General features: G+C 47.3%; 20 protein-coding genes and 1 other RNA gene. 13 read left to right on the top strand and 8 right to left on the bottom strand.

From position 1 onward, the window contains the following. Nucleotides 1-10 precede the first annotated feature (10 nt). Both K7P76_RS28025 and K7P76_RS28020 read right to left on the bottom strand, forming a co-directional pair. On the bottom strand, nt 11-1,186 hold the full coding sequence (locus K7P76_RS28025) for a putative glycoside hydrolase (protein WP_232189379.1): 1,176 nt from the start codon (nt 1,184-1,186) through the stop codon (nt 11-13). Between the two features lie 112 nt (nt 1,187-1,298). Continuing rightward, on the bottom strand, nt 1,299-2,126 hold the full coding sequence (locus K7P76_RS28020) for a YitT family protein (protein WP_232189378.1): 828 nt from the start codon (nt 2,124-2,126) through the stop codon (nt 1,299-1,301). A 191-nt stretch (nt 2,127-2,317) separates the two neighbouring features. Here K7P76_RS28020 and cshA point away from each other — a divergent pair, with 191 nt between their 5' ends. The 4 genes from cshA to K7P76_RS28000 all read left to right on the top strand — a co-directional run bounded on the left by cshA (nt 2,318) and on the right by K7P76_RS28000 (nt 5,454). Further along, nucleotides 2,318-3,970, top strand: a complete 1,653-nt coding sequence (cshA, locus tag K7P76_RS28015) for a degradosome RNA helicase CshA (protein ID WP_232189377.1) — start codon at nt 2,318-2,320, stop codon at nt 3,968-3,970. A 46-nt stretch (nt 3,971-4,016) separates the two neighbouring features. Then, nucleotides 4,017-4,772, top strand: a complete 756-nt coding sequence (locus K7P76_RS28010; RefSeq protein WP_232189376.1) for a YesL family protein — start codon at nt 4,017-4,019, stop codon at nt 4,770-4,772. A gap of 38 nt (nt 4,773-4,810) precedes the next feature. Further along, nucleotides 4,811-4,993: non-coding RNA, 6S RNA (ssrS, locus tag K7P76_RS28005), on the top strand. Nucleotides 4,994-5,073: 80 nt separating this feature from the next. Next, entirely contained in the window at nt 5,074-5,454 is a 381-nt protein-coding gene (locus K7P76_RS28000) for a DUF1499 domain-containing protein (RefSeq protein WP_232189375.1), read from the top strand. A gap of 84 nt (nt 5,455-5,538) precedes the next feature. Here the strand turns inward: K7P76_RS28000 and tpx are convergent, their stop codons facing one another. Continuing rightward, nucleotides 5,539-6,051: a thiol peroxidase gene (tpx, locus tag K7P76_RS27995; protein WP_232189374.1), complete on the bottom strand. Its 513-nt coding sequence runs from the start codon at nt 6,049-6,051 to the stop codon at nt 5,539-5,541. Nucleotides 6,052-6,161: 110 nt separating this feature from the next. Between tpx and gltC the strand changes: the two genes are divergently transcribed. After that, entirely contained in the window at nt 6,162-7,064 is a 903-nt protein-coding gene (gltC, locus tag K7P76_RS27990) for a glutamate biosynthesis transcriptional regulator GltC (protein WP_232189373.1), read from the top strand. A gap of 58 nt (nt 7,065-7,122) precedes the next feature. Here gltC and K7P76_RS27985 read toward each other — a convergent pair whose 3' ends face one another. Together K7P76_RS27985 and K7P76_RS27980 are read right to left on the bottom strand one after the other, a co-directional pair. Then, entirely contained in the window at nt 7,123-7,806 is a 684-nt protein-coding gene (locus K7P76_RS27985) for a zinc metallopeptidase (RefSeq protein WP_232189372.1), read from the bottom strand. A 39-nt stretch (nt 7,807-7,845) separates the two neighbouring features. Further along, nucleotides 7,846-8,301 carry a MerR family transcriptional regulator gene (locus K7P76_RS27980; protein WP_232189428.1) on the bottom strand — a complete coding sequence of 152 codons (456 nt, stop codon included), beginning with the start codon at nt 8,299-8,301 and terminating at the stop codon, nt 7,846-7,848. 388 nt (nt 8,302-8,689) lie between these two features. Between K7P76_RS27980 and K7P76_RS27975 the strand changes: the two genes are divergently transcribed. The 3 genes from K7P76_RS27975 to K7P76_RS27965 are packed head-to-tail and all read left to right on the top strand — an operon-like array spanning nt 8,690 to nt 11,930. Beyond that, nucleotides 8,690-10,054 (top strand): ammonium transporter, encoded by a 1,365-nt coding sequence (locus K7P76_RS27975; protein WP_232189371.1) that lies wholly within the window; start codon nt 8,690-8,692, stop codon nt 10,052-10,054. A 47-nt stretch (nt 10,055-10,101) separates the two neighbouring features. Next, nucleotides 10,102-11,181 (top strand): DUF294 nucleotidyltransferase-like domain-containing protein, encoded by a 1,080-nt coding sequence (locus K7P76_RS27970; RefSeq protein WP_232189370.1) that lies wholly within the window; start codon nt 10,102-10,104, stop codon nt 11,179-11,181. 5 nt (nt 11,182-11,186) lie between these two features. Next, on the top strand, nt 11,187-11,930 hold the full coding sequence (locus K7P76_RS27965; protein ID WP_232189369.1) for an exonuclease domain-containing protein: 744 nt from the start codon (nt 11,187-11,189) through the stop codon (nt 11,928-11,930). Nucleotides 11,931-11,933: 3 nt separating this feature from the next. On the opposite strand, the gene K7P76_RS27960 is transcribed toward K7P76_RS27965, so the two are convergent. Both K7P76_RS27960 and K7P76_RS27955 read right to left on the bottom strand, forming a co-directional pair. Next, nucleotides 11,934-12,362, bottom strand: coding sequence for a M67 family metallopeptidase (locus K7P76_RS27960; RefSeq protein WP_232189368.1), 429 nt, complete (start codon nt 12,360-12,362; stop codon nt 11,934-11,936). 59 nt (nt 12,363-12,421) lie between these two features. Then, nucleotides 12,422-13,675: an MFS transporter gene (locus K7P76_RS27955; protein ID WP_232189427.1), complete on the bottom strand. Its 1,254-nt coding sequence runs from the start codon at nt 13,673-13,675 to the stop codon at nt 12,422-12,424. A gap of 253 nt (nt 13,676-13,928) precedes the next feature. Between K7P76_RS27955 and K7P76_RS27950 the strand changes: the two genes are divergently transcribed. Beyond that, the gene (locus tag K7P76_RS27950; protein ID WP_232189367.1) at nt 13,929-14,507 is read left to right on the top strand and encodes a peroxiredoxin family protein; all 579 of its coding nucleotides are present in this window, start codon (nt 13,929-13,931) and stop codon (nt 14,505-14,507) included. A gap of 332 nt (nt 14,508-14,839) precedes the next feature. On the opposite strand, the gene cimA is transcribed toward K7P76_RS27950, so the two are convergent. Continuing rightward, entirely contained in the window at nt 14,840-16,453 is a 1,614-nt protein-coding gene (gene cimA / locus K7P76_RS27945) for a citramalate synthase (protein ID WP_232189366.1), read from the bottom strand. Between the two features lie 135 nt (nt 16,454-16,588). On the opposite strand from cimA, the gene K7P76_RS27940 reads away from it, so the two are divergent. The 4 genes from K7P76_RS27940 (at nt 16,589) to K7P76_RS27925 (ending at nt 23,260) form a co-directional block, all read left to right on the top strand. Continuing rightward, nucleotides 16,589-17,878, top strand: a complete 1,290-nt coding sequence (locus tag K7P76_RS27940) for a DNA polymerase IV (RefSeq protein WP_373692539.1) — start codon at nt 16,589-16,591, stop codon at nt 17,876-17,878. A 120-nt stretch (nt 17,879-17,998) separates the two neighbouring features. Next, complete coding sequence (locus K7P76_RS27935; protein ID WP_232189364.1) at nt 17,999-18,235, top strand: ferredoxin; 237 nt, start codon at nt 17,999-18,001, stop codon at nt 18,233-18,235. Between the two features lie 185 nt (nt 18,236-18,420). Beyond that, nucleotides 18,421-20,250 carry a CHASE2 domain-containing protein gene (locus tag K7P76_RS27930; RefSeq protein WP_232189363.1) on the top strand — a complete coding sequence of 610 codons (1,830 nt, stop codon included), beginning with the start codon at nt 18,421-18,423 and terminating at the stop codon, nt 20,248-20,250. A gap of 28 nt (nt 20,251-20,278) precedes the next feature. Next, entirely contained in the window at nt 20,279-23,260 is a 2,982-nt protein-coding gene (locus K7P76_RS27925) for a cadherin-like beta sandwich domain-containing protein (protein WP_232189362.1), read from the top strand. Nucleotides 23,261-23,292: the final 32 nt, after the last annotated feature.

Genomic DNA, 23,292 nt, shown 5'->3' with positions numbered 1-23,292 from the left:
TTATAATTGCTTAAAATTTTACCCCGTCAGAATATTTGTTGCCTGCATTCCAGAGCAAGTATTCCGTAACTCCGCTATCATTTAATGCCTTAATTTGAGCTTGCACTTCGGCAGCGCCGTAGGCCGTAAAATGGCCTTTGCCAAGCCATTTAGCGGTAAAATCCTGTATCCACGGACGAATGATCGGTTTCTTATCCCCGAGCGGATCAAGTTTCTTATGCGTGTCGACCATTGCGCCTTTAATTGTCGCGTATGGCGCTTTGTCAGGATCCTTCTGATCAAACCATCCCGTACTATAATGGCTCGGGTAAATCATCGGGCAGATGACGTCGACCGCATTGGATATTTTGACGAAATCTTGGCCGATCCCTTCGGCGGCCGGCACCGATGCGGCGTAACCGAAAATATCTACGGAAACTCTAATGCCAAGGGGAGCTAGCTGTTTTTTCGCATATTCTACGAAACCGGCTACGATATCGACTCGATTAAGCGTGCTTTTAGTGAATTTTAACGAATCGGCTTTTTTCTCGAATCCTTCGGGGAAACGCACGTAATCGAATTGGATTTCTTTGAAGCCCATTTTGGCAGCTTCTTTGGCGATTTCAATGTTGTAGTCCCAAACTTCCTTGTTATAAGGGTTAACGAACTTATCGTTATTCTTGTTGTGCCAGACCGTTCCGTCTTTTTGCACGAAAGACATTTCAGGATGTTTCTTCGCAAGTACGCTATCCTTGAAAACAACCACCCGGGCAATTGGGTAGATGTCGTGTTCTTTTAATGTCGTCATTAATTTATTAATATCTTTGATGTACGGTTGAGGACTGCCGAGCTTTTGCAAAGTCGGATTGGTCGTTTTGTAAGTAATGTTGCCAAGATCATCTTTGATATCGATAACCATGGAGTTCAAGTCCGTTTTATCTAACAGATTGAGCAGAGTAGCCATTCTTTCTCCGCCTGCGCTATAGGCCGTTACATAAATGCCTTTAACCTTGGGCGAATCCGGCTGCGGATCACCGATGTTGTCGCCGGGAATTTGCTCAGGATTCTGAGGCTCGGTCGGGGTTCCGGGTTGTTCGTGCATTGCTGTTTTAGCGGTATTCCATAACTTTCCAAATGCGTTCTCGCCTTGTTGCGGTCCGCTGATCGCGGTGTGAAGAAGTAAAATTAATGCCAAAAAAACATTCATTGTAATATCTCTCCCCATAAGCTCTGTAACAAGATTATAAACGAGTTTAAGGGGGTTAGACACAGGTATTTTGTAGTATTTTGCCGAATGAAGTCGGGATTATTAAAGAAATTTATCGTCTGCGGAATTCACCGATTACATCGATAGTTTGGACTATGTTAACGAATGCTTTGGAATCGACTTCTCCAATCATTTTACGAAGTTCGGCTAATTCGTATCGCGTTGTTACGGTCATAAGCATGTCCCGTTCTTCGCTGGTGAAAGCGCCGCGGGTTTTGACAATCGTTACGCCCCTTGGGAGTTTAAGCAGCCTGGAAGCAAGTTCTTGCGTGTGGTTGGTTACGATAAATGCGGTAACTTTATGATGAGGCGTATGTACGGCATCAATTATTCTTCCCGTTAAATAGATCGACAGCATAGAATATAGGGCGGCATTCCAATCGTTTTTCAGAAAACCTAGCGCTGCAACGACGAACGTATTGAGAAGAACTGTAAGTATGCCGATGGGTAAGTCCCTGTAACGTGATATAATGGAGGCGATGATATCAAAGCCACCGGAAGAGCCGCCATAACGAAGCGATATGGAAGCGCCTATTCCGACGAGCACGCCACCGAAGACGGAAGCCAAGAGCCGATCGTCCGTGAGTTTTATTTCAGGTATGATCTGTAAGAAAAATGCCGTGGATAAAACGGTTAACATGCTAAGCCCGATAAATCGTTTCCCTAAGATCCGATACCCCCAGAGCAAAATAGGGACATTTAGGGCAAAATACAACCAGCCGATATTCCACCCGCTTAAGTAACCGACAACCATTGCAACGCCGGAAAGCCCGCTGCTTAACAGTTGCTCGGGAATGAGCAGCAATTGGAAGCCGAAACCGACGGCGGCGGCACTGATTATCATCAAAAATACGGGCCCGATTATGGCAATCCTTTTCATGTTAGCACCCCTCTGTATACAACCTGGAACATGTATCGTTTTTTATGTTCCCCCGGGAGAAGTTGATCATGCGAAAATGGCACCCTTTTCCTAAGACTGGAGTTTACGAGTAAGTCTGTGCTATAATGAACTGATAATTTTTTTTGGAAGCCGTAATTTGTAGGCCCAACACAGAAGGAGATTGAAAAAGTTTGAGCACATTTGCAGAATTTGGTTTGGAGCCGGACGTACTTCAAGCCATAATGGAGATGGGATTTGAAGAGGCGACCCCTATCCAAGCGAAAGCCATCCCCGTTGCCATAGCCGGCAAAGATATGATCGGGCAGGCCCAGACAGGTACAGGTAAAACCGCTGCATTCGGAGTACCGCTTATCAGTAAGATCGCAGCGAGCGAAGATCGCATCGTTGCCCTGATCATGGCCCCAACTCGCGAGTTGGCTATCCAGGTATCAGAAGAAATCGAGAAGCTTGGACGTTTCAAGGGACTTCGTTCCTTGGCTATATATGGCGGTCAAGACATCTCACGTCAAATCCGTTCCTTGAAACGGAAGCCGCAGATCATTATCGGAACACCAGGTCGTTTGTTAGACCACATCAACCGCAAGACCATTCGCTTGGACGACGTACGTACGGTCGTTCTGGATGAAGCCGATGAAATGCTGGATATGGGTTTCATGGATGATATTCAATCCATCTTGAAGCTCGTACCGGATGAGCGCCAAACTTTGTTGTTCTCGGCGACTATGCCTGCGAACATTCAGAAGCTGGCGCAACAATTTTTGCGCAATCCGGAACATATTGCAGTCGATTCCAAGCTGCTAAGCGCACCCTTGATTCAGCAATTTTACGTTGAAATTCAGGAGAGAATGAAATTCGACGGTCTCTGCCGCTTGCTTGACATGGAGCCGCCTGAACTGGCTATCATCTTCGGTCGTACGAAACGTCGGGTAGCCGAGCTATCCGAAGCCCTGATGAAGCGCGGATATGCTTGCGATGGTTTGCATGGCGATCTTTCGCAAAATCAACGCGATACGGTAATGCGCAAGTTCCGCGATGGCAGCATCGACGTGCTTGTCGCTACGGACGTAGCCGCTCGCGGACTCGATGTATCAGGTGTAACCCATGTAATCAACTTCGACTTGCCGCAAGATCCGGAAAGCTATGTTCACCGGATTGGCCGGACTGGCCGCGCAGGAAGAGAAGGTACGGCGTGGTCGTTCGTTACCGCTCGTGAAACGGATCATCTGCATTTCATCGAGAAGGTTACCCGCCATCGCATTACTAAGAAAATTCTGCCTACCTTGTCCGAAGCAATGGAAGGTAAACAGAAGCTGATGGCTGAACGGATTATGGATACCGTACGCGCGGAAGAAGATGTTACTCCATTCAAATGGGTGGCTATGCAACTTCTGGAGCAGTATGATTCCGTACAACTTCTTGCTGCAGCGATGAAGCTGCTTACAGGTGACAAGAAGGACGTTAACATTGAGTTGACTCCGGAAGATCCCGTTCGCGGCAAGAAACGCAAGTTCGAGGGTAATCGCGGTGGATCCGGCGGCGGCTACGGCAGCAGCAGCGGACGTCGTTATGGCGGAAGCGGCGGCAGCGGCGGCGGTCAAGGAGCATGGCGACAAGGGCAAGGCCGCAGCGATTCCCGCGGCGGTTCAAGCTATAGCGGCGGACAGCGCAAACCTTATAGCGGCAGCAGCAACCGTACGGGCGGCAACAGCAGCTCGGGTCGCGACGACGGCGGCTATCGCGATGCGAACCGCGGCGGACGTCCTGAGCGTCGGGATGATTCCCGCGGCAGCCGTTCCCAAAGCGAAGATTTCGTTAAAATTTAATTTAAGTCTTTAAGTTACTGACGATTGTCATCAGGGAGGAAACCCCATGGAGATGCGGGGCATGATGGGTGGCTTCTACCGGCTGTCCGAGTGGATCATGAGGTTGTCGGTTACGAACGTATTGTGGCTTCTCACGTCATTTCCTTTTTGGTTAATGATGATTAGTTTTCTTGGGGCAAAAGATACCGAGCAATTGAAGGCGATCATCATACCGCTTGCGATTGTAGCACCTTTTACTTTATTTCCGGCGACCTCGGCGATGTTCTCGGTCGCCCGGAAATGGGTTTTGGGCGATACGGATGTCCCGCTTTTGAAAACTTTTTTCCGCAGCTACAAGAGCAATTACTTGCAAGCGATGATCGGCGGCATTTTCTACGCGCTTTTGTTCGCGATATTGATTATTGATTTCCAGGTATATTTGAAGCAAATGTCTGGATTTCAACTTATCGCGTACTTATTTATTGCGTTGCTGCTCTTGCTGCTCATATCTTTGTTGCATTTCTTCTCCCTTTTGTCGCATTTCCATATGAAAACGATTCAATTGCTCAAAAATGCGCTTATTTTGACAATCGGTCGTCCAATACGGTCATTGATCATGGCAATCGGAGCTGCGGCAGTTATTTTCATGAGCACGAAGTTCACGTTTCTAATCCCGTTCTTTTTCGGAAGCATTATTGCCGTATACACTTTCTACAACTTTAATCTGGTTATCCAGAAGATGATGCTGTTGAAGGAAGCGGCGGAGACGGAGACCACCTCCGAATCCGAATCCGAATCCGAAGAAGAAGAGAAGCAAACCTAAGGCATTTTACTTTTCTTATCCACCTGCTTATAATGAGAATATTCCTGCCATGTACGTTACGACGCTTAATTGTTTTGAACCAATGTTTGTTTCAAGGGAGCCCTAGATTGCCAGGCGGCTGACATGCCCCCGAAAAGGGAAGTCAAAAGCTATGCTGCGAGCACCCACCTGCCAAAGCAGGTTCAGAAACATGCACGTCGGACGGCATAGGCGGGTTTTCTCTATCCTCGGACTTACATCCCCGGGTCAGGCGTGATAAGATAGAATGTAGCGTCAAGGGCACCCGGAGGGAGAGAGAGCATTGAAGCGATTTCTGATCGGTTTGATTCGCAGCCACGAACATACAAGTGATAAGTCGAAAGATCCTAAGCTTAAGTCTCATTATTACCGGCTTTCGAAGGATCGGGCTTGGGACGAAGTGAGTTCCATTCTGAAGAAAATGAAGGGCTATAAAGTTCTTCACGAAGTTCAGACCGTCGGCGAGATCGTCATGGAAAAGAAGTCGATGTCCGGCCGTACGATGGATATCACCATTCAAGTCGTCGGTACAAGCCCAGGCAATACTGCGGTCGACATTTATTCGGCATCCCGCGGTTCGCTTGGCGATTTGGGTGCGAACTATCGCATTATTCAGGAAATTTATAGCGTTCTGGATCGGAAGCTATCCTCTTACAAAACTTAGAAACGTGATACTCACCAAATAAAAAGCGAGGAAGGCGGTTGGCCTTACCTCGCTTTTGTTGTATTTGCTTAGTACTCAACTAAATTAGATTAGGCTCTTAACTGCCGCGATTGCCGCTTCGTAGTTCGGATGCTCGGTCATTTCGCCAAGTACTTCTACGTAAGTAATTTGATCGTTGCTATCTAATACGAAAATGGATCTCATGTCCAAGTGAAGTTCTTTGATGAGGACGCCATACGATTTACCGAAGCTGTTCTCTTTATAGTCCGACAGCAGGAATACGCGATCGACTCCAGCGGCAGCGCACCAACGAGCTTGCGCGAATGGGAGGTCTGCGCTGACGGTAATGATAACAACATTGTCGCCCAATTTGGACGCTTCTTCGTTGAAGCGGCGAGTTTGTGCGTCGCATACGCCAGTATCGATCGAAGGTACGACGCTGATCAGCTTGACTTTGCCCGCGAAATCCTTAAGAGAAGAAGTTTCCAGCAAGTTTTTGTTTAATGTGAAGTCGGGAGCCGAATCCCCGGGTTTCAAGACGGGACCAACGAGTGTTATTGGATTGCCTTTCAGCGTAGCTGAACGTTCTTGGGACATGAATATGTTCCTCCTTCATTGATAAGGTTTGCCGTAATCATTATAATCGTTATCGAATACCCTTGTCCAATCTCTGGAACAAGCGGATGGGCATGGAAGGGGTCGTCCATTTGGAACTAAGGCAGCTGCAATATTTCGTACATGTCGCACGGCTTCAGCATGTAACCAAGGCGGCGGAGGAACTGCATGTCGCCCAATCCGCGGTAAGCAGGCAAATCCATCGTCTGGAGGAAGAGTTGGGCATTCGTCTTTTCATGCAAAGAGGGCGTAATGTGCAATTGACTCCCGTAGGTCAGTTGTTTCTTCGGCGAGCGGAAGCTATATTGGGTGATCTAGATCGCGCGGTTATGGAGATCCACGAATTTCTTGATCCCGAGATGGGGGAAATTAGGATCGGGTTCCCGCATAGCTTAGGCATTCATCTCGTTCCTCAAGTGGTGGCCGCATTCCGGAAGCTTCATCCCAACGTGAAGTTTCGTTTTCGTCAAGGGATGTATCCTTCCCTCATACGCGATGTAGCGGATGCGGAAGTCGATCTAGCCTTCATTTCTCCCTATCCAGAGAAAAATGATCTCGTTACGGGGGAAATCGTTCTGACAGAGGAATTGTTCGCAATTCTCCCTGACAATCATAGGCTAGCTATGCAGGATTCCATAAAACTTAGAGATCTGAAGGATGAAACGTTCGTTCTATTCAGCTCTGGCTACTCTTTGCGCCCAATCGTATGGGATGCCTGCAAAGAAGCGGGCTTTACGCCTAAAATCGGTTTCGAGGGCGAGGAGACGGATACGATCCGGGGTCTCGTTGCCGCTGGAATGGGTGTTAGTCTGCTCCCGGAGATGGCGATGTACCAAACAAGCTCGATGATGCCTGCCGTCGTCAAAGTAAGCGAACCGCACGTGACCCGTACAATCGGATTAATCCGCAGATCGGGAGAGAAGCTCCCTCTAGTCGTGCAGATGTTCCATACGTTCTTGCTCGATTTTTTCAACAGCCAGTATAAGCCACGTTAGAAAATAAACGCCGTCAGAGCACGATGCTCTGGCGGCGTTTCTATTAGTCTGATGTTATTTACTCATCTCGAGCGCTGGTGAAGATCATGATGTATTTCAAGAGCTCTAAGAGTGAGATCAAGGCAGCAGCAACGTAAGTTAGGGCGGCGGCGTTCAATACTTTGGCGACGCCTCTTTCTTCGTCATGAGTGATAAAGCCCTCGGAAACCATAATATCGCGAGCCCGGGAGCTGGCGTTGAATTCGACCGGCAACGTAACGAGTTGGAAGGCAACGGCGGCTGAGAAGAAGATGATCCCGAAACCGACAAGGTTCATGGCCTGCAATAAGAAACCTGCAATTAATAAGATAGGCGCTACTCCGGAAGCAATGCGAACGATCGGAAACATACGGTGACGCAGAACCAACATCGGATAGCTCTGAGAATGCTGTATCGCGTGCCCGACTTCATGGCAGGCAACGGATATCGCTGAGATGGAGTTCTCGTAGTATACAGGCTCGGACAAGCGTACAACCCGGTGTATGGGATCGTAGTGGTCGGAGAGTCTGCCCGGAACGGGTTCGATCGGTACATCATGCAGTCCGTTGCGGTCCAACATGCGCCGTGCTGCTTCGTAGCCGGTAAGTCCACTGTGGCTTTGCACTTCGGACCAGCGGTTAAATGTTCCTTTTACACGGAATTGAGCCCACAGTGACAATAGAAAAGCGATAATGATCAGAAAATCCATCGGGTGAAAAAACATGGATGTGTTCCCTCCGTCAAATGAGTTGTGTAAGGCGCATTACATAAAGTTACTCTTCCCTAATAACAGGAGAAGCGCCTCTACGCAAGCAGCAGTCTGAGGTGTAATTGCGCGGAAGAGGCGTTTGGCCTGCTGCGGCTTTAGCTGCTCCAGAACGGGCTCGAGTTCTTTAACTTCCCGTTCAAGCTGGGCCAAGTGCGTTTGCAGCTCCGAGAGCTTGCGGGTTACGGTTTCATTCGCAGCTACGCGGTTCAATGAAGTGAACTGCTCGCGGATTTCTTCCAACGAATATTTCTGCGCCTTCATTTGTTCAATACGGTGAATGCGCGACAAAGTTTCATCATCATATAATCGGTAATTTCCCGTTGACCTTTTGGCTGGAGCCAATAGTCCTAAGCCAGTGTAGTAATCAATAGTGCGAGGGCTAATGCCTGCCAAGGCTGAAAGCTCTCCGATCCGGTACAGTCGTGGGGCATTCATCGATCCGTTTCGCATCGAGTTCACCTTTCTTTCCTGCTTATGGCTTCATGTCTCTATCATACAGAATGGTGAACCATACAGTCAAACGTGATAGTTGAGCTTGCTTTTCCCGATTTTATAGGTCTTTTAAGATAGAGTGGGATATAAACTTACATTGATGCAATCGATGTGATATATCAAAAGGGGTGTTGGACAAATATCAGGGGTGAAATTGCTAAACGGAGTGGTTTTAGGGTCTAAATCCTAACATTAAACACCATTAATATCGTTAATGTTAGATTTTTGGTGCATTTATTGAATATTTTTGTGAAATCCATATTGTCAAATCGTGAAGATCAACCTATAATGACACTAAGGCTTTCTTAAAATGTCATGAAACATTACACGTAGGGAGTGGTCAGTTGTGATCAAGAAAAGTTTAATTTCGTTAGGTGCACTTCTCGTGCTGTTTCCGACAATCGCTTTCGCAGAGGATCCATCAGCTACACAGCTTAACATGGGACTGAATGCATTATGGGTTATGCTTGCAGGCATTCTAGTTCTCCTCATGCAAGGCGGTTTTATTCTTCTAGAAGCAGGCTCTACTCGAATGAAGAATGCCGGACACGTTGCTGGTAAAACGATTTTCACGGTTGGTCTTGCATCATTGGTATACTGGGCTGTCGGTTATGGTTTCACATTCGGCGGTGATGCTTCGGAATCGGTAAATAAATTTATCGGATTAGGAAATTTCTTCTTCGATCCATCGCATGCGGCAGTAGATGGAGAAAATTATCCTTCATCCGTATTCTTCATTTTCCAACTTGCGTTCGCGGCCGTATCTCTATCCATTGCATGGGGCGGTTTCGCAGAACGCGCCAAGTTATCCGCATACTTGATATTCACGTTATTCTTCGCGTCAGTCATTTATCCGGTAATCGCTCACTGGATCTGGGGCGGCGGTTGGCTGGCTAAAGACGGTGCGCAAGATTTCGCAGGCTCGACAGTCGTTCACTTAACAGGCGCGATCGGTGCTCTGGCGGCAACAATTCTGCTCAAGCCGCGGATTGGTAAATTCAATAAAGACGGATCAGCTAATGAAATTCTTGGTCATAACCAAGTGTTCACCGCATTGGCGGTATTGATTCTATGGGTCGGTTGGTTCGGTTTCAATGCGGGAAGCACGGTAGCTATCGGGGATGGATTCTTCGGTTTCGTCGCATTCAATACGCAATTAGGCGCGGCTGCCGGCGCGGTATCGGCGTTGCTGATTTCCTGGCTCGTTAACGGCAAAGCAGATATTACGGCAATGCTTAACGGCGCATTGGCTGGTCTTGTCGCCATTACAGCGTCCTGTGCGTTCGTTGATCCTTGGGCAGCGGTTGTTATTGGTTTGGTTGCAGGCGTACTCGTATTCTTCAGCGCCAAGTTCTTCGAAAAAATTAAAGTTGACGATCCGATCTTCGCGCTTTCCGTTCACGGTGCGGCAGGAGTTTGGGGTACTTTGGCGAATGGTTTGTTTGCAACGGATGAATTGTCCAAAAAAGTCGGAATCGGTAAAGCGGGTTTGTTTGAAGGCGGCGGTTGGGATCAATTATGGGTACAATTCGAATCCGTTGTCGTATGCGGAGCGTTCGCTTTTGTGGCTTCCTTCATCATACTTTGGATCGTTAAGCAAGTCATCGGCTTCCGCGTTACGGAAGAGCAAGAAATTATCGGTTTGGACTTGAGCGAGCATGGTAACTACGGTTATCCTGAACAAATGAAAAAAGCCGGCACGTCGGTCTAATCGGATAGTCCTATCACCGGCGTAATCACAGGAGGGGTAGAAACCGCATGTCTAATCCCATAAGGGAGAAGCGGTTGCTTGACATCACCGGCGCCGATGATCTTGAACAATTAAGAGTGATTAGAGAAAGAGAGCAAAATAAGCTTGCAATACAATTATCCGCTTCTCCGGCAGATGAGGTAGTAGAGTCGCTCAATGAGCTTCACGACGCTCTCATTATTCAATCGCTGAAGCTTGCGGAGAACGAATTGGCACGGTTGGGGCTTGGCGCCCCACCCGTGCCTTATACGTATGTGCTGTACGGCAGCGGCGGGCGATACGAGCAGACGATGCATAGCGATCAAGACAGCGGACTCGTTTACGAAGATGCTGCCGATCAAGCCGATGAAGAACGATTCAGAACTTATTTTTCGCAATTAGCTGAAACGGTTGTTCGATATTTAATTGGTCTTGGTTACCCTCCTTGCGAGGGTAACGTAATCGCATCCAATCCGGAGTGGTGCCTATCGCTTGCGGAATGGAAAAAGAAATTGGACGGATGGTTCGCGGATCCGAGCTGGGAAAACGTCCGGTATTTACTTATCGCGGCGGATGGACGCCCTGTGGCGGGAAGTTTAGAGTTGGCGGGTAAATTGCAAGACCATTTCTTCAACGATCTGCTCAGCCATCCCGTAATCGCCCGGAGAATGATGGAAAACACGCTTAGGCACAAAGTGCTTGTCGGCGTGTTCGGCCAATTGCTGACGGAGAGATACGGTGAAGATGCTGGCAGCTTGGATATCAAATACGGCGCCTACATCCCGATGGTTAATGCGTTTCGGCTGTTAGCGGTGCAAGCCGGAATTCACGAAACGAGTACTCTTAAGCGCATCGAAGCCTTAAGGCAAGCGAATTTATTAACGGCGGAAGATGCCGATAACGCTGCGGAGGCCTTTTCCTTTTTCTTGAAAATGAGAATGTTGACGACGGTATCCGATGAAGAAGGCCAATTGATCGGCACGGGGAAAATCCCGCCTGAGCAATTGACGAAGGAAATGACGGCACCGCTCAAGAAAGCGCTGAAAGCCGGCAAAAAAATTCAGCTAAGAGTTCAACGGGAGTTGCAGCGCCGCTTCGGCGGGAGGTGAGAGGGATGAAAGAACCCAAAGACACGAATTCGATGGGGCGTATGTGGCATTTGTACAAAATGGGCGGGCTCACCCCGGCCATTGCGTCCATGCTCGGCTCATCCAACGCGCAGCAAATGGCATTAATCCGTTCCATGTCGCGGGACCAGCGTAAGGAAAGCTCGATGGAAATGCTGCTGTCGGAAATGGATGCCGTCGTATTCGATTTGGAGACAACCGGATTTTATCCTTATAACGGTGATGAAATATTGTCGATCGGCGGGGTAATTATCCGAGGCGGCAGTTTCGAGGAAGCGGAGCCGTTCTACCAACTCGTCAATCCGAAGAGAAAAGTTCCTCGGCATATTACGGAGCTTACCGGCATTACGAACGAGATGGCGGAAAACGCGCCGGATTTAATGCAGGTGTTGCATGATTTTATGGATTTTGCGGGTAAAAGGGTGCTGATCGCGCACGGCAGCGGTCATGATAAACAATTTCTTAACTCGGCTTTATGGCGAACGTCTAAGGTAAATCTGACCCACAGAATCGTCGATACGATGATGATTGCTAAGTGGCTTGAACCCAACGCCGTTCATTACGGCTTGGATGAAGTTCTTGAGCGATACGGAGTCGAGGTTACGGAGCGCCATCATGCGCTTCATGATTCCATGATGACAGCCAAGTTGTATTTTCGGTTTCTTAAGTTGATTACTGACCGGCAAGTCATGACGCTTGGCGAGCTTTACGCTTATTTAAGCCGACATTGAACACTACGGTTGGTGCTTGATCGGCAAGCTAATCCATTGTGCATGTGTGCCCCGCACGTAGATGGAGATCTCTTGCTTGCCGTTAGCGAAACCGACAATCCAATAAGTTTTCCAAGGAATCGACCCCTGTTCATCCCCGGTGCTTGGAACAGAGCTCCCTTGTGGATGCGTATGGAAAAGACCGACGATATTTCGTTGGTTTTTTTGCGCTTGGAAGTAAGCTGAAACCCAATCCTCCGGGTGAAAGGAAAACGTATCGGATGGAGAAGAGGAGCCATTGCGAACGATAGCGTAACCTTCCGCCGTAACGATCCCATCGGCCGCGGTACCGTATACGATCCCGCATGTTTCGTACGGGAGCCGTTCGCGGCAAGCGGTCAACAGATCATTTTCCAACAGTTGATTAAGTACAACCGATGTCGAGTTTTCCATGAATGCGCCTCACCGCCCTCTGTCTTCAGTATGAGGGAACGAAAGGGCGCGGACAACACCTATTGGACTTCTTTTGCCGGCTTGACCAAGAAAAACACCAACCCGAGTGCCGCTAAGGACAAAACAGATACGGTAATGAATACCGTCCGATAGGAGATTCCCATCAACCATCCGAATAGGGGAGGGCCAAAGGCAACTCCGAAAAATCGGAGGCTGCTGTAAAGCGAAGTAATCATGCCTCGTTCGGTTTTCTCGACGGCGCCGGTTATCATCGTGTTGAGACAAGGCAGCAGGAGCCCCGTTCCGATGCTGCTTAAGGTCAGTAAGCTAATGAACACGTAGAGATTCGAGTTAAACCAAATAGAGAGCGCTAAGGAGATCACCATCAACCCTAAGCCGATATTCATAAGCCATCTCATAAGCACTCCGTTCTTGCCAATAACGGTGCCCGTGATCAAAGCGGTCAAGACCATGCCAAGAAGAGGGATGGCCAGAACGAATCCTTTGCGAACTCCTTCGATGGAATACGGGGGCTTTTCCAAAATATCGGACAGGAAAAACAGAACCCCGAACAATATAAACAAAGCCAGCGATCCCCCGAAAAAGGCGGAAATCAGCCAGCGTCCGTGCTCGGCGAAAATGCCGCGGACGGATTTTGTATATTCCTTAAGGGATTGCGCCGGCTGTTCTCGCTTAGGTTCCTTGATCAGGAAGATGATCGCTAGCAACGATAAGAGGCAGAAGGCCGGGAAAGCAAAGAAGGCAGCATACCACACGACTAGAGCCAACAAAGCGCCTAAAATAGGGCTGATTACTTTCCCTGCGCCATTGGACGCTTCGATCAGACCGAGCGCCTGGCTTTGCTGACCGCTCTTATACATATCGCCGACCAATGCCATCGCAATAGGTGCCGTGCCTGCCGCGCCTATTCCTTGCAGGGCTCTAGCGCCGATCAACAAGCTGTAGGAATCCCAGACCGCACCGAGGCCAGCCAATATTCCAGCTCCCCCGTAGATGATTAGCGATGGGATGATAACGGCTTTGCGGCTGAACCTGTCGGATAAATAACCGGCAATCGGAATGATGACGGCGGCGGAGATGGAAAATAGGGTGATGACCAAGCTGCTTTGGAATTTGGAAATGCCCAGCTCATCTTTCAACGTGGGTAAAATAGGAACGAGCATGGAGTTGCCTAGAACGAGCACTAACGGGACGGTCGAGAGAGCGATGTATTCCCATACTTTGCTTTTGCGTCCTCCCTCGGCGTCCGGTGAAGACTTGGCCTTCTTATCGGACTTCGCGGGAGAGGTCATATCGCTTGTAAAAGTCACGGATAACTTGCCTTTGGACTTAGTCGTGGTTGACAATCGGGATTCCTCCTTGTGACAATGCAAGCATGCATTCGCGAATAACAGGGATAAGGTTCCCGCCTGGACTATCCGGTATGCACAGATCAAAGGAAGTATGGGACGACATGGAACGGAAGTTGAGCCGAAGTTGGTATGGATGAGGCAAATGCGGTAAGATAAAGGAAAACATCAACGCTTGGAAAGAGTGAGTATTAACGTGAAAAGAAATTTAATTATCGTAGGTTTAGTTCTGGTCGCTATTGCAGCTGTATGGATATGGGATTCTCCGGCTAAAGAGCCAGCAGGCCAACTTGCGGAAAGTTCCGTAGGAGGAGCAGTGGATGGCAATATACCGAAAGATCCAGCTCCCAAAGATAATCATTACGCACCGTCGTTTAGCCTTGCATCGCTAGATGGGACTTCTTCCTTTAAGGTTGGAGGCAAGAGGGATAAAGTGCTAATCGTTAATTTCTGGGCGGCCTGGTGCGCTCCATGCGAATTGGAAGCGCCCGACCTGAAGGATATTTACGAAAAGCACAAAGACAAGCTGGATTTATATGCGGTTAATGCGACCAAGTACGACAAGCTCAGGGAAGCCCATGACTTCGTTAAGGAGCAGAAGTTCGTTTTCCCCGTGTTGACGGATGCGAAGGGCGATGTCGGGGATTTGTATAAGGTGTTTTCGTATCCGATTAGCTTTATTATTGACCGCAATGGGGTTATCCGGCACCGGATCGAAGGAGTAATAGAACGCGAACAATGGGAAATTTATTTGCAGGAAGTCATTGATTCTTGAAGTAATTAGGAAATGCGCAGGGCTGTCCCTTAAGGTCATATTGACCTAAGGGACAGCCCATATTCGTATTATTAGGTCGGACAGAGATTACTGTTTGCCTTGATTGGGAACCTGCATTTCATACAGTTATTTTTTCCTAAAAACGAGATATTTGCCAATCTACCTGCATTTCATACATGTGTTCAAACTCAATTCGGCTAGAATGACCCAAACTAACCCCAAACACCTGCACATTTTGCAGGTCAACGGTTCTAAAAACCGTTTTTGGCGAAACAAACTGCACTTTTTGCAGTCTGTCCTGCAATTGCCTTTTTTCCGCATAGAACCCTTGCTTAATGATTAACAAGTCCATGGGTTCCACGTGAGTAATCCGGAGCGGTTTCATCCTTCACCATGCCGAGCAGGGCGTAGCGAATACTGTCAACTAGCGCTTCCCAGCTCGCTTCAATAACGTTGGAGGAAACACCGACCGTATTCCAAGTGTCATTAAAGTCGGTAGATTCGATCAATACGCGAACTTTAGCGGCAGTCGCATCCTTCTCGTCCAGAACGCGCACTTTATAATCCGTAAGATGGATATCTCGAATTCCCGGGTAAAACTGCACTAGCGCTTTACGAAGTGCATTGTCCAAGGCGTTCACGGGACCATTGCCTTCGGCAACGGTATACACCTGCTCGCCGGCTACCGATATTTTCACGATTGCTTCCGTAATCATTTCGCCTGCCGTTTTCTCGACCATAATCTTGAAGGAGTCGACGGTAAATACTTGTACCGAACCGCCGTAAGCTTCTCTTAGGAGCAGTTCTAGCGAGGCGTCGGCGCCTTCGAATTGATAACCTTGATGTTCCAAATCTTTGATTTTGTCAATGACATCGCGGGATTTCATGCCTTCAGAGTTAACGTCGAGACCCATTTCCTGAACCTTGGACAAAATATTGCTCTGACCCGCCAGCTCGGAGACGAGCACGCGCTGTTTGTTGCCGACGAGCTCGGGCGAGATATGTTCATAAGTTTTGGAATCTTTCATAATAGCCGATACGTGTATGCCGCCTTTGTGCGCGAATGCCGCATTGCCGACGTAAGGCTGATTAACCGGCATATGCACGTTAGCGATCTCTCCAACGTATCTGGCAACCGTAGTTAGCGTCTTCAACTGCTCATCGCTTACGCAGCTGTAACCCATTTTCAACTGCAACGTCGGTAAAATAGAGCAGAGATTCGCGTTCCCGCACCGTTCGCCGTAACCGTTGATCGTACCTTGAATGTGACGGGCTCCGGCCGTGATGGCGGCTAACGTGTTGGCGACTGCGAGTTCGCAATCGTTGTGGGTGTGAATGCCGATAGGAGCATCGATTTCCGTGACGACCCTGGAGACGATTTCGCTGATCTCTCCGGGCAAAGTCCCGCCGTTCGTATCGCAAAGCACGATCCACGCAGCGCCCGCGGCTTTGGCTTTGGCAAGCGCGGACAACGCATATTCGGGGTTAGCTTTATACCCATCGAAGAAATGCTCAGCGTCGAATAAAGCTTCCATGCCGCTATTTCTAACGAAGGCAAGAGATTCGTAGATCATCGCCAAATTTTCTTCCAATGTGGTTTGCAGCGCCGTATGCACATGGAAATCCCATGTTTTGCCGACCAAAGTAGCCGCGCTGGCACCCGACTCAATCAAATGCTTCAGATTAATATCCTGCTCGCACGTACTATTTTTCCGCCGGGTGCTCCCGAATGCCGTAAGCTTGGCTTGAAGCTTTAATTCCCGAACGCGACGAAAAAACTCGATGTCTTTGTTGTTGCTGCCCGGGTTGCCGCCTTCAATATAGTGGACGCCCAAAGCATCGAGCTTCAGCGCGATTTTGACTTTGTCCTCAGCGGTCAGGCTGATGCCTTCACCTTGCGTACCGTCGCGCAAAGTGGTATCGAAAATATAAAGGGGAGTTGACATGCGTAAACGAAAGGCCTCCTTAAGTAAAAACGGGTGAAACTATTATAGCACGGCTTGCCTTAAAAGTAGAGTGCAACCCTGCGTTGCCGTACCGTTCTTAGCCTCTGTATAATATATGACAAAGGGGTGATGAACATGAGCGAGAGCGCGAGCAAACGGCGAATTATTCTGCATATCGATATGAACGCGTTTTATTGCTCTGTTCATGCCGCCGAAGAGCCGGATCTATACAAAGGTAAACCGACGGCGGTAGCGGGAAGCGTGGAGCTGCGCAAAGGTATCGTGGTTACTAGCTCCTACGAGGCTCGCGCCATGGGCGTACGCACCGGCGTTACGGTTCGTCAGGCGCTTAGCGTCTGTCCGGATTTGGTCATCATTTCCCCGAATTTCGATCTGTATCGAAAGTACAGTCGCGGGTTTATGCGCATTGCCGGCAACTACACGCCGCTTGTCGAAGCGGTTTCGATTGACGAATGTTATCTCGATATTACCGGCAGCTCGCAATTCGGAACACCGATTGAAATCGCGGAAGCCATCGCCCGAAGAGTGAAGGAGGAGCTATCCCTTCCTTGTTCCATCGGCATTGCGCCGAATAAGCTGTTAGCCAAGATGGCTTCGGACATGCGCAAGCCTAATGCCATTACCATCCTTCGCAGACGCGAAGTGCCGACATTGTTGTGGGGGAAACCTTGCCAAGCATTGTACGGAATCGGTTCCCGAACCGCGGACAAGCTGCTGCGGCTGAATATTCGGACTATTGGCGAACTTGCCGCAGCTGACGAGAGCACGTTGACTGAGCGATTTGGCGTATACGGGGTTTGGATGAAACTAGCGGCTAACGGCATCGATAACGCGCCGGTCGAACCGCTTCATGAAGCGCCGAAATCGATCGGGCATACGACGACGCTTCCAGCGGATTTAACCGATCGGGAACAATACCGGCGCGTGCTGCTCAATCTCGCGGATCAGACGACAAGAAGGCTGAGGCACGAGCGCATGGTAAGCTCCACCGTGCAAATCACGATAAGGGATCCGGACATGCGAACCATTACAAGATCGTTTACAATTGCTACGCCTACGGATACCGTAGAAGAAGTTTATAAGGTCGCATGCAAGCTCATGGATGCCCATTGGAAAGAAGGAAATCCCGTACGGTTGCTGGGAATCACTCTGCAGTCCCTTGCCTACAAGAAGGATACGCCATTGCAATTGGATTTATTTTCGTATGAAGCAAATCCTAAGAAGGAACGGCTAGTCACGGCCATGGATACGCTTAGAGATAAATATGGCGAAGATGCGATATTAACGGCGGGAATGCTAGGAGATGACCCATCGACGCTTATTCGTAATAAGAAGATTAGGGGAACGTCGCTTCAGAAAGATTTTTTGCGTGAAAAATCGGCTGAAGGCGAGAATGATTATTAAGTACGGTTCGAGATGGAAATGTTCTGCGAATTCGTTTGATCTCGGAATCATTTTGTATTATATTGAACAGTAGTGGTCTACTATTGATAATGACACGGATACCATTTAGGAGGTTAACTCATGGCTAAGTATACTTACGTTGATAAAGACACCTGTATCGCTTGTGGCGCATGCGGCGCAACTGCTCCTGACATTTATGATTATGATGATGAGGGCCTCGCGGAAACCATATACGGAAGCGACGGCAACCACGGCAACACTGAAATTCCAGAGGATCTTTACGATGATTTGCAGGACGCTGCCGACGGCTGTCCGACCGATTCCATCAAAGTAGCGGACGCGAAGTTCAATATGTAATAAATATTGGAAATAAAAAGCCCTTTTCTAGGTCTCTCGACCTAGAAAAGGGCTTTTTTGTCGTGACTTTTGTGACCAACGTCATGAAAGTCATTTTTTAGACAAAATCCAACAAAAAACCTATTGCCTACGCTATAATAGAGGGTAATTGGTATCATTTACATAAAGGGCGGGCGGGATCACTTTTGAAAGAGAGAATAAAGAGAATTGCCATCGTACTGAATGTGGTATTGTTAGTCGCGGTTTATCTTATCTATCAATCGCACTCTCTACAGAGAATTGATAACTTGTTGTTCGATTTCGACATGAAGAAGGTTGCCGACGGCGTTGCGGATCCTCGTATCGTTGTCGTTGCGATCGATGATGATTCCTTAAGTCAGTTAGGCAGGTTTCCTTGGGACCGGGCAGTGTATGCACCTCTGCTGGCGAATATGAACCAAGAAGGCAATATCCCTAGTTCCATTGCATTTGACGTCATATTCAGCGAGGCAAGCGATAATCCGGATAGCGACCAAGCTTTTGCCGAGGCGTTAGCGCAGTATCCTAATGTGATATTGCCGGTCGTAGGCATTACGGAGGGCGAAGTGTTTAATACGACGATCGCCAAGCGGGACCAACTGTTGACCACGCATAACGTGACGAAGCCCTATGAGATGTTCGCCGATTTAACCAAGCACGCCCATATTAATCGCGTAGTCAGCCCGGACGGCGTCATTCGCCAAACCTGGTTGAAGATCCAATCCCCGGACGGAGAAATCATCCCCTCGATGGCCTATCTATCCGCACAGATGGCGGGTGCCGACCTAAGCAAGTACGATGATCTGACCGATCCCAAGAAGACCAAGGAGCCGGTGGCGAAAAATACGATCACGATCGACTATCAGCTTAAAACGGATAATTTCACGACGGTATCGTTCGCGCAAGTGCTTAACGGAGAGATTCCGGCAGATTTGTTCAAGGATTCAATCGTGTTCATCGGCTTTACTGCTGTAGGATTATCCAACGATTCAAGCCAAGACACGGGTGTGACGCCAATCGAGAAAAATATTAAGCTCGTTTACGCACATGCCAACATCACGAATCAACTACTCAAGGGAACTATAGTCTCCTATGCTCCTAACTGGTCGGAATTAGCGCTCGCGGCATTATTGTTTGCCTTGTTCGTTTTCCTTCCATGGAGATTAAAGAACATTTACTCCATTCTTATTTTCCTAGTCATATTCGTGGGCGTGCTTTACGGGCAGTTTGCTCTTTACGAGGCATCTACTTTACATATGAATATCGTTTACGCCTTGCTGGCCATGATGCTTGCCTACTTAGCTAACGTTTCTCTTAAATCTTACATGGATAGCGCGCAGAAGAGCTTCGTTACCCGTCAATTCGGACGGTACATCTCCCCCGATCTCGTTAAGCAGATCGTCGCGCAAGATATCGAGATCAAACTGGGCGGCGATTTGAAGCTGATCACGATTTTGTTCTTGGATATTCGGGGCTTTACTCCGTTATCCGAGAGACTTACTCCTCCCGAATTGGTAGATACACTAAATACGATGTTCAACATGATTACCGAGACTACGCTAAGCAATGAAGGTACAATCGACAAGTTCATCGGGGATGCGGCTATGATCCTGTTCAACGCCCCGCTTGAAGTCGTCGAACACGAGAGGATGGCAGTTAAGACCGCTTACGAAATCCAGCAAGGCATGAACAAGATTCGCGATGAAATACTAGAGAAATACCAATGCGAAGTTAACGTCGGAATCGGTATTCATACCGGTAACGTGGTTGTAGGTAACATCGGTTCCTACTTACGTGTCGACTACACAGCGATCGGCGACAACGTTAATATTGCCGCGCGGATCGAATCGCAGACGAAGAAGGGACAAGTTCATGTCTCTGAGCAAGTCTACGAGAAAACCAAAGAGTTTTTCCGCTTTGACGAAGGCGAAGACCGGATGTTCAAAGGGAAATCGCATCCCATACGGGTGTATGAAGTGCTGGGACCTAAAGAATAGAAAACAATAATTGAAGGGAGAAAATAAGATGAGAAAACTAACGATTCATTTGCTAGCAATGTTGTTGGTGGCTTTACCTCTGCTTGGGGTGTTTGCCAACGATACGTCTGCCGCCTCTTCACGGGTAGCCGTTATCAAGGAAATGAAAGGCACGGTTAAAGTCAAGAAATCCGGGGGTTCCAAGGAATTCACGGCGTTCGCTAAGATGAGCTTGAACGAAGGCGACGTTCTAGCGGTAGGGGCAGGCGGCTCGGCTGTACTGCAATTCTCCAATGGTACGTCCGAAGATGACAAAATGACCGTTTCCTCGAATACGACTTTAACTTTCTCTAAGTTGTCGAACAGCAAAGGTACCACGACCAAAGTAAGCATGTTCAATGGCTCGGCGTGGGTCGATGTTAAATCGATTACCAATAAAGACGATGAATTCAACCTTGAGACGCCAACTGCGGTCATGGGCGTACGGGGCACGCATTTGCTTGTCAGTGTTGACCCGGTCTCGGGCGCTACAAGATTAACAGTTGCTGCGGGTGTCGTAACGACCAAGTCGACTACGCCAGGTGACGAGCCTAAGAACGTGCTTCCAACACAATATGCGTTAGCTACGAAAGACGATAAAGGAAATTCCGACATCACGATCGCCCAAGTCGATCTCGAACTGTTGATGAAGCAAAGCGATAGAAACATTATTTCTGCCATTGTTCAAGCTACTCTCGATATCGAAGCAGAGAATATAACCAAATCTAAAGAATACGAGAATATCGATCAGAAAGCTTCCGATGAAAACTATAAGAAAAACGTGAGCAACATTGTCGGAGCTCTAATTACTCAAGCCTTGGAAAGCAAAGTCATCGACCAACAAAGGTTAAATGAATTAGTGGCCCAAGTTAAAGCGGCAACAGGCGTAGATATTGATATTTCCAAAAAAACATTGACGTTGACAGATGAAGAGAAAGCACTGCAGGAAAAGCAGAAACAGAAGGACAAAGAAGCGTTAGATCAAGCGAAGAAACAAAAGGAAGACGAGAAAAACAAGCGGGATAAAGAATTGCAAGATAAGCTGGATGCCGCTCGCAAGAAGAAGGAAGAAGAGAATAGGAAGGCTTTGGAAGAGAAGAATAAGAAAGCCGAAGAAGAGTATAAGAAAGCCCTAAGTGATGAACAGAGGAAAAAGTACGAGGAAGATAAAAAGAAAATAGAGAATACACCAACTCAACCAACTCAACCAACTCAGTCGACTTCACAAACATCATCAACTGGATCCTCTTCGGGATCTCTATCTAGTAATGCCAATCTATCGAGTTTGACTTTGAAAGCACTCCCGCAAGAGAGCGGCAGCCCGATTGATGTGAATCTAGCGCATCCAACGACGAATTTATACACAGCAAATGTGGCACAAAATGTGGCATTTGTTAAAGTGACTCCGACTGTTGAAGAATCTCATGCTACAGTTAAAGTGAACGGAACCATTGTTAGTAGCGGGAGCAGTAGTATGTCACTCCCACTTGGAGATGCAGGAACTACAACGACTATAAATGTAGTTGTTACTGCGGAGAATGGTACGATAAAACAATACACAATTGTAGTAACCCGTGAATTCTATGGTGTCAAATATAATGATGTGAAGCAAAATAGTAAAATTATGGAGTTTGATCGCACCAACCCTAATCCCGAGCTAACAGTTCCAATAAATAATTTCTATATCGAAATCTCGCCTAAACTGGCTGATGATTTGAATATCAGTTCTATTATTGCAAATGACACATCAATATCATTAGATATTTCTACCGGTTTTTATTTAATTCCATTGGATTTGGAAGAAAATTATATTGATATCGACACTATTGCTAGTTCTGGACCAACTTTAACAAATAACTCAATTGTGCTAACTGAAGGGTCACATTACCATTTAGTTGTAACAAGAGAATCCGCTCCGTATGGTATAACATATTGGAGCACTACGGGTTACAAAATAGAGAATGCAGAATTTAGCCAAAATTTAGGTTGGGATCCAATAGCGCCGAATGTATTTACAAGCACAGTTGGTGATGATCTGAATATAGATTCAATTTATGTTAAATTAAATGTGATAGATGATGTTGATAGTGTTGAAATTAGCTACAATGCAGCTACTGAATCGAAAACTGTACTACTTTCAAGCAACAATGTTTTTGATTTTATTGGAACTGTTGATGATCTACCACATGACAAAATTGTAGTTTTTGAACTCACTATGAAAAATCAAGATGAGACTGTTGGGATGCCTCAGACATTTATACTACTCAATGGCGTAATTGATGAAATTACTGAGTCGTCGTTTCTATTAAGCGATGAATCTGGAAATACTGTGCCTTATGAACTTAGTGACGATAATACTGAAATGAAGTATTTTCTAGCTAAAGTGGAAGCTGATATATCAAAAATTACTATCGAAAAAAGCGCTGACGGATTATATGTTCCCACGCTCGCAACTTATGCGAATGGGGGGGCTGAGCCTGTTTATGCTATCGACGGTAAAATTCACGTTCCATTGCAAAAGGGTATTAATTTAATATTTGTAAATATGAGTAATGGTCAGTTAGCAGTGCCGATTCTGATATACCGTGACATTGTATCAGATGAGATTGCAAAAATTGATTCAACTATTACGAATTGCGTTGAAGGGGAATCGGAGCCTACAACCGAAACTTTTCCCTTGTACTGGTTGTTCGTGTCGAATACTCCAGATAATATTGATACTTATGTTCCCATTCCATTGAATTATAACTCAGACAGCTCATCAAAAATTACAATTGCAGTGACTCATACCTCTCAAGAAGTCACACTAAGTGTAGAAGATCAATACTTCTTGGTTGGTGAGGATATTGAAGGTGGAATAAAATATACTTTCTCATTTGATGACTTATTTGATGAAATAACAGAAGGTTACGGGAGTAGTATCCCTCTTATCTTAAAAATTGGTGATGTAGAAAGACGTTTCCTGATACTAAATGATTATGGTCCTGCTTGAAGTTGTTCAATTTTTATACTAGTTCTTAAGGG

Source organism: Cohnella silvisoli (assembly GCF_021190915.1).
GTDB lineage: Bacteria > Bacillota > Bacilli > Paenibacillales > Paenibacillaceae > Cohnella > Cohnella silvisoli.
This window is presented reverse-complemented; position numbering and strand designations above follow the sequence as displayed.